The sequence below is a fragment of the Acidithiobacillus sp. TH-A117 genome (assembly GCF_057473465.1).
Window position 1 is genome coordinate 34374 of record NZ_JBYCKQ010000038.1, and the last position, 13685, is coordinate 48058.

General features: G+C 57.2%; 14 protein-coding genes. All 14 read left to right on the plus strand.

Features of this window, described 5'->3' with window-relative positions:
* Window positions 1–4 precede the first annotated feature (4 nt).
* The 14 genes from AC2VLR_RS09440 to AC2VLR_RS09505 all read left to right on the plus strand — a co-directional run bounded on the left by AC2VLR_RS09440 (window position 5) and on the right by AC2VLR_RS09505 (window position 13681).
* Complete coding sequence (locus AC2VLR_RS09440) at window positions 5–1177, plus strand: citrate synthase (RefSeq protein ID WP_486881899.1); 1173 nt, start codon at window positions 5–7, stop codon at window positions 1175–1177.
* On the plus strand, window positions 1174–2484 hold the full coding sequence (gene gshA, locus AC2VLR_RS09445; protein WP_486881900.1) for a glutamate--cysteine ligase: 1311 nt from the start codon (window positions 1174–1176) through the stop codon (window positions 2482–2484). The genes AC2VLR_RS09440 and gshA overlap by 4 nt, the downstream gene beginning before the upstream one ends.
* Window positions 2481–3419 (plus strand): glutathione synthase, encoded by a 939-nt coding sequence (gshB, locus tag AC2VLR_RS09450; protein WP_486881901.1) that lies wholly within the window; start codon window positions 2481–2483, stop codon window positions 3417–3419. The genes gshA and gshB overlap by 4 nt, the downstream gene beginning before the upstream one ends.
* A 66-nt stretch (window positions 3420–3485) precedes the next feature.
* Entirely contained in the window at window positions 3486–4046 is a 561-nt protein-coding gene (locus tag AC2VLR_RS09455) for a YqgE/AlgH family protein (RefSeq protein WP_486881902.1), read from the plus strand.
* Complete coding sequence (gene ruvX, locus AC2VLR_RS09460) at window positions 4039–4470, plus strand: Holliday junction resolvase RuvX (protein ID WP_486881903.1); 432 nt, start codon at window positions 4039–4041, stop codon at window positions 4468–4470. Before AC2VLR_RS09455 ends, ruvX begins: the two co-directional genes overlap by 8 nt.
* Window positions 4467–4979 carry a bifunctional pyr operon transcriptional regulator/uracil phosphoribosyltransferase PyrR gene (gene pyrR, locus AC2VLR_RS09465; RefSeq protein WP_486881904.1) on the plus strand — a complete coding sequence of 171 codons (513 nt, stop codon included), beginning with the start codon at window positions 4467–4469 and terminating at the stop codon, window positions 4977–4979. Before ruvX ends, pyrR begins: the two co-directional genes overlap by 4 nt.
* Window positions 4976–5974 carry an aspartate carbamoyltransferase catalytic subunit gene (locus AC2VLR_RS09470; protein ID WP_486881905.1) on the plus strand — a complete coding sequence of 333 codons (999 nt, stop codon included), beginning with the start codon at window positions 4976–4978 and terminating at the stop codon, window positions 5972–5974. The genes pyrR and AC2VLR_RS09470 overlap by 4 nt, the downstream gene beginning before the upstream one ends.
* On the plus strand, window positions 5967–7241 hold the full coding sequence (locus AC2VLR_RS09475; RefSeq protein WP_486881906.1) for a dihydroorotase: 1275 nt from the start codon (window positions 5967–5969) through the stop codon (window positions 7239–7241). The genes AC2VLR_RS09470 and AC2VLR_RS09475 overlap by 8 nt, the downstream gene beginning before the upstream one ends.
* A 155-nt stretch (window positions 7242–7396) precedes the next feature.
* On the plus strand, window positions 7397–7609 hold the full coding sequence (locus AC2VLR_RS09480) for an AbrB/MazE/SpoVT family DNA-binding domain-containing protein (RefSeq protein ID WP_215844035.1): 213 nt from the start codon (window positions 7397–7399) through the stop codon (window positions 7607–7609).
* A 175-nt stretch (window positions 7610–7784) separates the two neighbouring features.
* Window positions 7785–9350 carry a type I restriction-modification system subunit M gene (locus AC2VLR_RS09485; protein ID WP_486881907.1) on the plus strand — a complete coding sequence of 522 codons (1566 nt, stop codon included), beginning with the start codon at window positions 7785–7787 and terminating at the stop codon, window positions 9348–9350.
* Window positions 9347–10180, plus strand: a complete 834-nt coding sequence (locus tag AC2VLR_RS09490; protein WP_486881908.1) for a KilA-N domain-containing protein — start codon at window positions 9347–9349, stop codon at window positions 10178–10180. Before AC2VLR_RS09485 ends, AC2VLR_RS09490 begins: the two co-directional genes overlap by 4 nt.
* Window positions 10177–10419 (plus strand): hypothetical protein, encoded by a 243-nt coding sequence (locus AC2VLR_RS09495; protein WP_486881909.1) that lies wholly within the window; start codon window positions 10177–10179, stop codon window positions 10417–10419. The genes AC2VLR_RS09490 and AC2VLR_RS09495 overlap by 4 nt, the downstream gene beginning before the upstream one ends.
* Window positions 10416–11684 (plus strand): restriction endonuclease subunit S, encoded by a 1269-nt coding sequence (locus AC2VLR_RS09500; protein WP_486881910.1) that lies wholly within the window; start codon window positions 10416–10418, stop codon window positions 11682–11684. The genes AC2VLR_RS09495 and AC2VLR_RS09500 overlap by 4 nt, the downstream gene beginning before the upstream one ends.
* Window positions 11681–13681: an AAA family ATPase gene (locus tag AC2VLR_RS09505; RefSeq protein WP_486881911.1), complete on the plus strand. Its 2001-nt coding sequence runs from the start codon at window positions 11681–11683 to the stop codon at window positions 13679–13681. Before AC2VLR_RS09500 ends, AC2VLR_RS09505 begins: the two co-directional genes overlap by 4 nt.
* Window positions 13682–13685 lie beyond the last annotated feature (4 nt).

The following is a 13685-nucleotide window of genomic DNA, read 5'->3' on the forward strand; positions in this document are numbered from 1 at the left end:
CGACATGGCGGATACGAACGTAGCTCCCGGTCTGGAAGGCGTGGCGGCCACCCACTCCAGTATTTCTCACATAGATGGCGCGGCAGGTTTGTTGAGTTATCGCGGTTACGCCATTGACGATCTGGTGGCCCACAGCAGTTTTGAAGAAGTGGCCCTGCTGCTTCTGGATGGAGCACTACCCGAAGCCAGCGATCTGCAGGCTTTTGACCAGGGCCTGCGCAGCCACCGCCAGGTCAAATACAACGTGCGGGAAATCATGAAGTTCATGCCGGTCACCGGTCACCCCATGGATATGTTGCACTGCGCCGTAGCCAGTTTGGGCATGTTTTACCCGCAGCAGGAGCTTTCGGATGCCGAACGCGAAAATACTCCGCATCTGGACGCCATGGCCATGCGCATTATTGCGCGCATGCCCACGATCGTTGCCATGTGGGAGCAGATGCGTTTCGGTAATGATCCCATTGCTCCGCGCACGGATTTGAATCATGCCGCCAATTTTCTCTACATGATTTCCGGACGGGAGCCCAACCCGGCGCTGGCCAAAATTCTGGATACTTGTCTCATTCTTCATGCGGAACATACCATCAACGCCAGTACCTTTTCGGTGCTGGTGACGGGCTCGACACTGACCAATCCTTACCATGTGATTGGCGGCGCCATTGGTACTCTGGCCGGCCCGCTGCATGGCGGAGCCAACCAGAAGGTAGTGGAGATGCTGGAAGAAATTGGCAGCGTTGACCGGGTTGCTGCCTATCTGGACAGCAAAACGGCGAACAAGGAAAAAATCTGGGGCTTTGGACATCGGGTATATAAAACCCGTGATCCGCGTGCGGCTATTTTGAAGGACATGATGGAAAAGCTGGCGAGCAATGGGCAGCTGCGCCACAGTCAGCTCTTTGAAATTGCCATAGAGGTCGAAAAGCTGGCCACAGAAAGGCTCGGTCCCAAGGGTATTCATGCCAATGTGGATTTCTATTCCGGGGTGCTTTACCACGAAATGGGGATCAAGGCCGATTTGTTTACGCCCATTTTCGCCATGGCCCGTTCCGCAGGCTGGCTGGCCCATTGGCGGGAACAATTGGCCGATAATCGGATATTCCGCCCCACCCAGGTGTATAACGGAGCCAGTCCACGTCAGTATGTGGCTATTGATAAAAGGAATCAGGCCCAGGCATGACTGAAGTTTTACAAAATATCCCCCTGCTCGCTACGGAGCGCACTGAGGCTTTACTGGATATCGAGCGGCATCTGATTGCCGGGCAGTCAGCTATTGAACGCTGGTTTCGCAGCCAGTTCCAGATGACGCCGGCGCCCTTTTACGCGTCGGTGGATTTGCGCAATTCCGGGTTCAAGCTGGCACCCGTAGATACCAACTTGTTTTCGGCGGGTTTCAATAATCTCAATCCCGAATTTTCCTCGCTCTATGTGTCGGCCATTCAGCATTATCTCAATCAATATTATCCGGGACTGGAACGATTGCTCCTGATTCCGGAAAATCACACCCGTAACCTGTTTTATCTGGAAAATGTGGCGAGATTGCGGGAGCTGCTGGAAATGTCCGGGCTAGATGTCAGGGTCGGCTCTTTGTTGCTCGAAGAACGGACTGCCTATGATTTACCTTCTGGCAATGTTCTGCTCCTGGAGCCGATTTTTCGTGAGGGTAATCGCCTGCAGGCCGCAGGCTTTGATCCACAGCTGATTTTGCTCAATAACGATTTGTCCGGTGGCGTGCCAGAAATACTCGAAAATCTGGAACAGCCCATTTCGCCGCCGCTGGCGGCGGGGTGGCGGTCCCGGCGCAAGTCCCAGCATTTTGCCCATTACCGGGCTGTTGCCCATGAACTGGCGGAGGTCATTGATATCGACCCCTGGCTGATTGATCCCTTTTTCCGGCGCTGTCAGGGCATTGACTTCATGCGTGCCGAGGGACGGGATTGTCTGGTTGCCAATGTGGACGCGGTACTGGAGCTGACCCGCGAGCGTTATGCGCATTACGGCATCACCCAGCGTCCATTTGTCATCGTCAAAGCCGATGCCGGTACTTATGGCATGGGGATCATGACCGCCTATTCCGGTGCGGAGTTCATGGATCTCAATCGCAAGGAAAGAACGCGCATGGCCAAAAGCAAGGAAGGCTTGCCGGTCAGCGACGTGTTCATTCAGGAAGGTGTCTATACTTTTGAGCAAACCGCCGAAGAGGCGGTGGCGGAACCGGTGGTGTATATGGTGGGTCAGCAGGTGCTGGGGGGGTTCTATCGAGTCCATACCGGGCGCGGCAGGGATGAAAACCTGAATGCCCCCGGCGCGCATTTCGAACCCATGGCTTTTGGCGAGCCCTGCATATTGCCCTGCCGCAAATCGCCGCCCGATGCCCCGGTCAATCGCTATTATGCCTATGGGGTGATTGCCCGCCTGACCCTGGTCGCGGCAGCACGGGAAATGGCCGACTGGCGTCAGCAGCAAACATCGGGAGCCGCATCATGACGACATTGAAAGCGGCAATTCTCATGGATCCCATCTCCGGGATCAAACCCGCCAAGGACACGACCTTCGCCATGCTGTTGGCGGCCCAGGCGCGCGGACATCAGTGCTGGGTGTTCGGCTTGCCGGATTTGTTGCTGCGCGATGGCAAGGTCTGGGCGCGGCTGCGTGGGGTGACGGTACGCGATGAAAGTAATGACTATGTGACCCTGGCTGCCGTGGAAGAGCGGCCTCTCGCCGAAATGGATGTGGTCCTCATGCGCAAGGATCCGCCGGTGGATCTGGAATATCTGACCGCCTGTTATCTGCTGGAACATGCAGGTACCTGGGTGGTGAATAACCCGGTGAGTCTGCGCAATGCCAATGAAAAATTGTACGCATTGCATTTCCCGGAGTTTCTGCCGCCTTTGCTGGTCAGTCGTGATCTGGGAGACTTGCGCGCCTTTCTCGCCGAGCATGGGGAGGTTGTGGTCAAGCCCCTCTCGGCGCGAGGCGGTGAAGGCGTATTTTACCTTCATCAGCAAGACCGCAATGTCGGGAGCATTCTCGAAACCGTGACCGGCTGGGGGCAGCATTATGTCATGGCGCAACGCTACATTCCCGCCATTCGCGAGGGCGATAAGCGGATTCTGCTGGTGGATGGCCAGCCGGTTCCCGGCGCCATGCTGCGGGTGCCTTCGGAAAAAGATTTTCGCGGCAATCTGGTAGCCGGAGCCACGGCAGTGGCGGCCGAGCTTATGGAGCGTGATCAGGAAATCTGTGCGGCCCTGGGGCCGGCTCTGCGTGCCGCCGGCCTGCTCTTTGTCGGGCTCGACGTGATCGGTGGTTATGTGACCGAAATAAATGTCACCAGCCCCACCGGTGCCCGGGAAATTCGCCGCTTTTTCGGGGTGGATGCCGCCGACTTGCTCTGGCAGCGTCTGGAGCGGGGTCAATAAGGGGGTGATTCATCTTCCCGCTCAGCTTATCTGCCGTTTTACTCAGAAAACCCGTATGATAGCGGCATGACGACTTTCTCATCACTTAAAAATCATCTCCTCATCGCCATGCCGGCTCTGCATGATGGCCTTTTTGACCGTACGGTCATCGTCGTCTGTGAGCACAGCCCTGAAGGGGCCATGGGGGTGGTTATCAACCGTCTTGTCGATATCAACATGGCCGATGCCCTCAAGGCCGTGGATATTCAGCCTTCTGAAGAAATGATCCACCGTCCGGTCTATTGGGGCGGGCCGGTGCAGCCGCAGCATGGTTTCATTTTGCACAGTCCTCGGGGCGAGTGGCTCTCCAGCCTTGAAATCAATACGGATCTGGCACTGACCAGTTCTCCGGATATTCTCCAGGCTATTGCCCAGCATGAAGAACCTCAGCGCTATTTGCTGGCTCTGGGTTATGCCGGTTGGGGCGCGCAGCAACTGGAAGAAGAATTGAAAGAAAATTCATGGCTGCATGGTCCTCTGGATATGCAGGTCATCTTCGATTTGCCGGCCAGTGAACGCTGGCAGGCTGCAGCGCGTTCCATGGGGGTGGATATGCGTCTGCTCAGTGGTGCTGCGGGCCATGCCTGAAGTTTCGGGACCGCTGCTCGGTATTGATTTTGGCGAGCGGCGCATTGGTATTGCCGTACTGGGGGAATCCGGGCTGCCTCCCCAGGGAGTAAGCACCCTGCGCAATGGCGAGGCTGGCCCCGATTGGGAGGGTTTCGCGCGGATTTTCCAGGAGTGGCAACCGCGTGCGGTGGTTCTGGGCTTGCCCCTGAATATGGACGGAAGTGAAGGGCTGATGGTGCGGCGGGTGCGCAATTTTGCCGAGCGTCTGCAGCGCCGTTTCCCTCTGCCCTTGCACTGGGTGGACGAACGCCTGAGCAGCCACTCAGCCGAAACCATGCTCAAAGATCAGGCGTTTTCCGCCAAAAAGCGCGCCCAACTTTTGGATCAGGCGGCTGCCTGCGAAATTCTTCAGACTTTTCAGGATCTCGGGGTCAGCGAATGAACGCAGATTGGGATGTGAGCAGCTTGCTGGAGGGCATGATTCGGGATTTACGTCCCCGGGTGGATCCTGAACAGACCGCCATGATTGGTATTTTTACCGGCGGGGTCTGGGTTGCCCAGGCCTTGCACCATGCTTTGGGCCTGAACACCGCCCTGGGGCGGCTGGATATTTCCTTTTACCGGGATGATTTCAGTCAGATAGGGCTGCACCCGCAGGTGCGCGCCTCGGATATCCCCTTTGATGTGAATGGTCGCTCCATCATTCTGGTGGATGACGTGCTCTATACCGGGCGCACCATCCGCGCTGCCCTTAACGAAATTTTTGATTATGGCCGCCCTGCCAGTGTACTGCTGGCCGTGCTGGTGGATCGTGGTGGCCACGAATTGCCGGTGGCTGCGGATATTGCCGCCCTGCGTCTCAATGGCGCGGCGGGTGGACAAATCAAGTTGCGGGGACCTGACCCTTTGCGTCTGGAATGGCTGGCGGCTGCGCCGGGGAGTGTTGCATGAGCCTTCAGACATTTCGCCTCGGGGACGGAAATCCCCAATATGATGACCAGGGACGCTTACGTCATCTGCTCAGTACCGAGGGGTTGCGGGAGCGGGAGTTGTTGCAGATTCTCGATACTGCCGAATCTTTTTTGAGCATAGCCCAGCGTAGCGTCAAAAAAACCCCCACCCTGCGGGGCAAAACCATCGTCAATCTGTTTTTTGAGAACAGTACCCGGACTCGCAGTACCTTTGAGCTGGCGGCCAAACGGCTGTCTGCGGATGTGCTGAATATTGCCGCCAGTACCAGCAGTACCAGCAAGGGCGAATCCCTCATCGATACCGTCGATAACCTCATGGCCATGCAGGTGGATGGTTTCGTGATCCGTCATCCGGAGGCGGGAGCGGCCCACCTTATCGCCCGCCATCTGGGGGATTCGGCGCTGGTCATCAATGCCGGTGATGGTCAGCATGCCCACCCGACCCAGGCGCTGCTGGATGTGTTCACTATCCGCCGCCTGGCTGGTCCCATTGAAGGTCGGGTGGTAGCGATCGTGGGCGACATCCTGCATTCGCGGGTGGCCCGTTCCCAGATTCATGCCTTGTCCATTCTGGGTTGCCCGGAAATCCGCGTCATCGGTCCCCGGACTTTGGTTCCCAAGGAGCTGGCCGCCCTGGGTGTGCATGTGTATCACGACTTGCAGGCGGGATTGCGGGGGGTGGACGTGATCTGTGCCCTGCGCCTGCAGAAGGAGCGCATGGAATCCCACCGTCTGCCCAGCCTGGATGAATTTCATCGGCGTTTTGGTCTGACCCCGGAGCGCTTGCAGTGGGCGCAGCCCCATGCACTGGTACTGCATCCCGGCCCCATGAATCGTGGCGTCGAAATTGCCTCGGAAGTGGCGGACGGGAATCAGGCGGTGATTTTGCAGCAGGTTTCCCATGGGCTGGCGGTGCGTATGGCGGTTTTGACGCTCCTCGCGGGCGCGGCAGGTGGAGGAGAAAGCCATGCGTAGAATCATCCGCAATGTGCGCGTGCTGGACCCTGTCGATGGCTTCGATGCCATCACCGATCTCGGGATTGAAGACGGAAAAATTACCACAAGAGGCCCTGTTCCCCGGGATTTTCAGGCCGAGGAAATTCTCGATGCTACCGGCCTGGTCGCTTGTCCCGGATTTGTGGAGAGCAGTTTTCAAGGGCATAGCCCCGGTCATGGGCGGGACGGGGATCTGGCCAGTGAATTGCGGGCGGCAGTAGCTGGTGGCGTTACCCGGGTAGTTTTGCGTCCCGACACCCAGCCGGTCGCCGATACCCCTGCAGTGCTCCAGGAACATCGGCTTATGGCCGAGTCCCTGGGGCTGGCGCGGGTCCATGTGAGTGGCGCCTTGAGCATGGGCCTGCAGGGACAGGCATTGACTGAAATGGCGGCACTGCAAGAGGCGGGTGCCCTGGTCTTCAGCCAGGCCAAGGAACCCATCCGCAATGCCGCCTTGCTCCGATTGGCGCTGAGCTATGCCGCCGACCTCGGCTGTCCCGTATTGCTGCATCCGGAAGACGCCGACCTGGCTGCCCAGGGAGTCATGAACGAGAGCGGCTTGAGTATACGTCTGGGGCTTCCGGGGCGCAGTGCGACAGCGGAGCTGGTGGGTATCCAGCGGGACCTGGCGGTGGCAGCGCTGAGCGATTGCCCGGTATTTTTCCCCCAGCTCAGCACGGCAGCGGCCGTTGCTGCAGTTCAGAACGCCCGGCAACGGGGTGAAGCCGCCCACTGCGGAGTGAGCATTCATCATCTGCTCCTCAGTGAGCAGGATGTGGGTTATTTCAATGTCCATGCCAAGGTGCTGCCGCCCTTGCGTTCCCTCGCCGAGCGGGACGCCTTGCGGCGTGCTGTGGCAGCGGGAGAGATTGCGGCCATCAGCAGTGATCATTGTCCCTGGGGCATCGATCGTGAGGGGATGACTTTTATCCAAGCTCCTTTTGGAATCAGTGCCGTTGAGTGGCTGTTACCGTTGACCTTGCGTCTGGTGGACGATGGCTTGCTGACCATGATGGGGGCCCTGAAATTGCTGAGTACCGGTCCCGCCGAAGCCCTGAGACTGCCGCCTCCCACGCTGCAAGTCGGCAGTGCCGCCGATATCTGCCTCTTTGACCCCGAGGCTGGGTTTACCCTGAATCCTGTTTCCGGCGCCAGTCGCGGTCGCAATCTCCCTTACGCGCAGTGGGATTTACGGGGTCGGGTGCGTTATACCCTGGTGGGTGGGAGATTAGTGTATCGGGGGTGATTTTTGTTTGTCATTTGATGTATGTAAACCGCGTATTCCTGAAGGCGTGCGCGAAACCCACAGAGTCAACGCTTGGGCTGTGAAGTTGCCTGGCATCCTGGGCTGGGGTTAGCTATTCTTACCAAATGCTTATCGATCCAGCAGGAGCACGAACCATGACCGCTACAGCCATCTTGTCGAGCAAGTTCCAGATTTCCATCCCCAAGGCCGTGCGCGAAGAGCAGCACTGGGAAGCCGGGCAGGAGTTTGTGTTCATTCCCAAGGGCAAGGGCGTGCTGGTGATGCCGGTGCCCGAGATGGCGCAGTTGGTCGGCATCGCCAAGGGCGCTGCGACCTCCGACTTTCGTGATCGCAAGGATCGCTACTGATGACGGTAACGCCATGCGTGGTCGATACCTCCGCCTGGATCGAATGGCTTGCCGACACCTTGCTGGGCAAGCGTCTGGCAAAGCAGTTTCCGGACAGGCCGGCTGAGAACACGTGGTTTACATTCCGCGCGGAGCAACATATCGTTGTTGCAGATAGTCAAAGGGAAAAACGCAGGTGGCAAGCAATAACGGTAAAGACAAATCCCTCGAATCGTGGATATGGGACGCGGCCTGTTCCATCCGTGGCGCCAAGGACGCGCCGAAATACAAAGACTACATCCTCCCCCTCATCTTCACCAAGCGTCTTTGCGATGTTTTCGATGACGAACTGAACCGCATCGCTGCCGAGGTCGGCTCGCGCCAGAAAGCCTTCCAGCTCGCCAGGGCCGACCACAAGCTGGTTCGTTTCTACCTCCCCCTGGTGCCGGACGATCCCGAGCAGCCGGTCTGGTCCGTCATCCGCAAGCTCTCCGACAAAATCGGCGAAGGCGTCACCAGCCACATGCGCGCCATCGCCCGGGAAAACCCGCTGCTGCAGGGCATCATCGACCGCGTCGACTTCAACGCCACCACCCACGGCCAGCGCGACCTCGATGACGACCGCCTCTCCAACCTGATCGAGGCCATCAGCACCAAGCGCCTTGGGCTCGACGACGTTGAAGCCGACATCATCGGCAAGAGCTACGAATACCTCATCCGCAAATTCGCTGAAGGCGGCGGCCAGAGTGCCGGCGAGTTCTACACCCCGCCCGAGGTTGGCACCATCATGTCGCGCGTCCTCCAGCCCGAGCCCGGCATGGAAATTTACGACCCCACTTGCGGCTCCGGCGGCCTGCTCGTGAAATGCGAGATCGCTATGGAGGACGCTGCCAAAGACAAGAAGCGCAGCGTTGCCCCGCTGAAGCTCTTCGGCCAGGAATTCACCCCCGAGACCTGGGCCATGGCCAACATGAACATGATCATCCACGACATGGAAGGTCAGATCGAGATCGGTGACACTTTCAAGAATCCTAAATTCCGCAACAAGCAGGGCAGGCTCCGCACCTTCGATCGCGCCGTCGCCAATCCCATGTGGAACCAGGACTGGTTCACCGAGGCCGACTACGACAACGACGAACTCGACCGCTTCCCCGCCGGAGCCGGCTTTCCCGGCAAGTCCTCCGCCGACTGGGGCTGGGTGCAGCACATCCATGCCAGCCTGAACGCCACTGGCCGTGCCGCCGTCGTCCTCGACACCGGTGCCGCCTCGCGCGGCTCGGGCAATGCCGGCACCAACAAGGAAAAGACCGTCCGCCAGTGGTTCGTCGACCACGACCTCATCGAGAGCGTGCTCTACCTGCCCGAAAACCTGTTCTACAACACCACTGCCCCCGGCATCGTGCTGTTTCTCAACAAGGCCAAGGCACCGGAGCGCCAGGGAAAAGTCTTCCTCGTCAACGCCTCCCAGGTCTTCGCAAAGGGCGACCCCAAGAACTTCATCCCCGACGAGGGCATCCAGCGCATCGCCGACACCCTCATCGGCTGGACCGAAGCCGAAAAGCTCAGCCGCATCGTCGATTATGCCGAGCTGAAGAAAAACGATTACAACATCTCCCCCAGCCGTTACATTCACACTAGTGACGCCGAAACCTACCGGCCCATCGCGGAAATCGTCGCGGAGCTGGAGGTTATCGAGGCCGAGGCCAAGGAAACCGATGTTGCACTGCGGAAAATCCTCAAGCAACTCGGAGTCGGAGCATGAAGAAAAAAGCCACCAGCGCTACGATCAATGTTCGGGGCACCGAGGTCTCCGTCATTCAGCGGGAGGACCAGGACTACATCTCCCTCACCGACATGCTCAAGGCCAAGGACGGCGATTTTTTCATATCCGACTGGCTGCGCAACCGCAACACCGTCGAATTCCTCGGCATCTGGGAAGCAGTCCACAACCCCGATTTTAATTCCGGCGAATTCGCCATAATTAAAAGCCAGGCCGGGCTCAACAGCTACAAGCTCAGCGTCAAGGAATGGGTCGAGAAGACCAACGCCATCGGCCTGCGGGCGACGGCCGGACGATACGGCGGCACCTACGCCCACCGCGACATCGCCTTCGAGTTCGGCATGTGGATCAGCCCCGAATTCAAAATCTACCTCATCAAGGAATTCCAGCGGCTCAAGGAAGATGAGAATCGCCGCCTTTCCTTGGCCTGGAACCTCAACCGCACTCTCGCCAAGATCAACTACCGCCTCCACACCGACGCCATTCAGGCTCACCTCATCCCGGCGGAAGTGACCCCCAAGCAAGCCTCCATCACCTACGCCAACGAAGCCGACCTGCTCAATGTCGCCCTCTTCGGCCAAACCGCCCGTGAATGGCGCGACGCCAACCCTGACAAGGATGGCAACATGCGCGACCACGCCACCCTGGAACAACTCCTCGTTCTCGCCAACATCGAGAACATGAACGCCGAGTTCATCCACATGGAACTCCCCCAAGGCGAGCGCCTGAAACGCCTCAACGCCATCGCCATTCGCCAGATGCAGACGCTTACCGCACGGACGGTGAAACAATTGAAAGGCGGCGCCGCGTGATGCGCTTCAAGAACCGGCTGGAAGCCTGGATTCCCAGCGGGGACATTGATATGGCGGAAGAGTCAGTTATTCGAGAATTTCGAACAACTGTCGCCGATGGCAAAAACTACGACACCGGCCACTACAACCGCTCCGCCATCGTTCAGGATCGCTTGTTTGTCTCGGATTTCGATGCCGAAGTCATGCGGATCGCAGGGAATCATGAGGAAAGCGGGTACGCGGAAGGCGGTGCGGAGTGAACGCCGAATTCCAGCAAACCGAAATTGGCGCGTTCCCGTCCGCTTGGGAAATCAACCGCGTTGATTCGGCTTTCGACATTCAGCAAGGAAAGCAGGTCTCAAAAAGGAACCGCGATGGCGAACACCAACGCCCCTTTCTTCGAACCAAGAACGTCTTCTGGAATCGCCTCGAACTTCAGGCAAACGATCTGCTTGTCTGCGAAGGCGGTTCGATTGGACGAACAGCACTTTGGAACAATGAGGTCGATGGCTGCCTGTACCAGAACCATCTTCATCGCCTCCGGGCGAAGGGCGACAAAGCTCATCCGCAATTTGGCGTGTATTGGCTTTGGTATGCCTTCGATGTGGCCAATCTTTACTTTGGTCGTGGCAACGTAACGACGATCCCGAACCTTTCGCAGTCGAAGCTAGCGGAGTTGCCCATGGCGCTCCCCCCACTCCCCGAGCAGAAGAAGATCGCGCACATCCTTTCGACGGTGCAGCGGGCGATCGAAGCGCAGGAACGGATTATTCAGACCGCCACCGAGCTGAAAAAGGCCCTCATGCACAAGCTCTTCACCGAAGGCCTCCGCAACGAACCCCAAAAACAAACCGAAATCGGCCCCGTCCCGGAAAGCTGGAAGCTTCTTTCCATCGGTGATCTTTTCGAAACACAACTCGGGAAAATGCTTTCTCAGAAGGCAAAAGTTGGAGATTCGCCGAAGATCTACTTGCGAAACAAGAATGTCCAGTGGGGTCGGATCGATACTGACGATCTGCTACGAATGGACTTCAATGATCGTGAGGTGGAGAAGTTCCGGTTACGGAAAGGTGATTTGCTCATCTGCGAAGGCGGCGAGGTCGGGCGGGCGGCACTTTGGGACGGCAGCGTCGCAGATTGCTATTACCAGAAGGCTCTTCACCGATTGCGCCCGAAGACCGATCAAATCACCAACGAGTTCATGGTTCACTGGATGATGTTCGCGTTTCTCTTAACGAACACCTATGGCGTGACGGGTACTCGGACTACGATTGCGCATTTACCTGAAATCAAACTCAAGCCGCTTCTCGTTCCTGTTCCGATGCCAGACGAGCAAGCCGAAATCGTCAGGGCACTTGCGACCGTAGACCAAAAGCATGCTGTCCATCAGGGAAAGCTCGGCGCACTCCAAGACCTCTTCCGCACGCTCCTACATGAACTGATGACCGCGAAGACCCGGGTTGGGAATATCGATCTGAGCTCCATCAACAATCCAAAGCTACTGGAGGAGAGGAACGCTTTATGAAACTCGAAAAATGCCGAATTCAAAACTATCGCTGCATCACCGATTCCGGCTGGGTGGATTTTGACGACATCGCGGTAATCGTGGGACGGAATGAATCTGGCAAGTCCTCCTTCCTAAAAGCACTGTGGCGGCTCAATCCATATAACGACACCGGATACAACATTGACCGGGAGTGGCCGAGCGGTCGCCGGAAAGAGAAAAGTCCCACCAAGATCGTAGTCGAGGCGGTCTTTTCATTTTCAGAGGGCGAGCAGAACGAGATCTCGGCCATTCATGAATCTGCAAAAGTCATCACTTCGGTGCAGATTAGCCGGAACTACGGGGGTGAATACGGCCATCAGTTCTCCCCGCAAATGCCAAGCACTGAGCACGGTGTGGGCTGGGTTGTAGATCTCCTCAACAGCCAACTGGCGGAACTACCAGACGGATTCTCAGAACATTTCGCGACGCAATATCAGAACGTCTTTTCTTCCTTGGTCGCGGAGGTTCGAGACAGTGGGGGAAGCGATAGGGCGCTCACTGGCCTACGAGAATTGAAGGAAAAGCTTCCCGAGTTCCGGCATCCGAGCAACCCGTTGCAACAACAAGACCAAAATGCCATTGCATCCCTCAGCAAGCAGATGGACAAGGTGGTTTCCGAAATTGAGGCGACGCCCATGATGCGGGTTGTCGATTGGGTGCACAAACATCTCCCCACGTTCATTTACATGGACGACTACCGGACATTCGTCGGATCGGCACAGTTGGATGAAGTGCAGAAGCACCGGAAAGAGAAGAAGCTCAGGCCGGAAGAGGAAACGATCATCATGATCATGGACATGGCGGGATTGGATCTCGATGAGGAGGTTGCAAAGGGCAACCAAGAAGATCGCGAGCAGAGGATGCTCGATATGAACGATGCCAGCAATACGCTGACAGCCCAGATTTCGGAGCGGTGGTCACAGCGAAAGTATCAGGTCGTATTCCAAGCTGACGGCCAACACTTCATGACCTTCGTAAAGGACCAGAGCGACAAAGGGCTAGTTCCCCTGGAGGAACGATCGAAAGGCTTTCAGTGGTTTTTCTCGTTCGACATGCACTTCATGCATGAAACGGACGGCAATTTCAGAAATGCGATCATTTTGCTCGATGAGCCTGGGCTGCATCTTCACGCGGCAGCACAGCGAGACTTGCTCGAACTAATGAAGGCGTATGCGAAAGACAACCAACTCGTCTACACGACGCACCTGCCGTTCATGATCGACCTCAAGCGGCTAGATAACATCTACGTCGCTGAGGAGAGCCCCAAGGAGGGAACCAAGGTTCACAAGAACTGGGCGACTGCCGACAAGGACGCGCGGTTCACTTTACAGGCGGCGCTGGGACTGTCTTGGAGCCAGTCACTATTCGTCGGCCAATACAACCTTGTCGTCGAAGGCGTGGATGATTTTTGGTTTCTGACGACAATTTCCACACTCCTTGAGGAGGCTGGCGAAGGAGGGTTAGCCCCCGACTTGGTTATCACGCCTGCCGGTGGGGCGAGCAAAGTCGCTTATGTCGGCACGATCTTGCACGGGCAAGAGCTGAAGGTGGCTGTCCTTCTCGACTCTGATCCGGCTGGAGAACAGGCATTCGAACAACTCGTTCACCAATGGATTATTGATGAAGACATGGTAGTCATGGTTGGGGATGCTATCGGGTCGAAGCCTTGCGCGCTTGAAGACCTGTTTGGCGAAGCCTATTACATCACCAAAGTCCAAGAAGCCTATTCAAAAGAACTGGGATGTAATCCTGTCACTCTTGATCCAAATACAGCGGGAAAGAAATCCTTGGTGCAGCGAGTTGAGGACGCATTTGAGAAAGCAAATGTGCAGGCATTCAACAAAGGCCGAGTTGCCAAGCGGATCATGGCGGAATTCGGAAAGACGGGACTTTCCTCTGTTGACAAGGAGACAGTCGAATCATTCCGAAAGGTAATCCAGGCGGTGAACGGCGTCGTGGCAAAGTGGAAGAAGTAGAAGA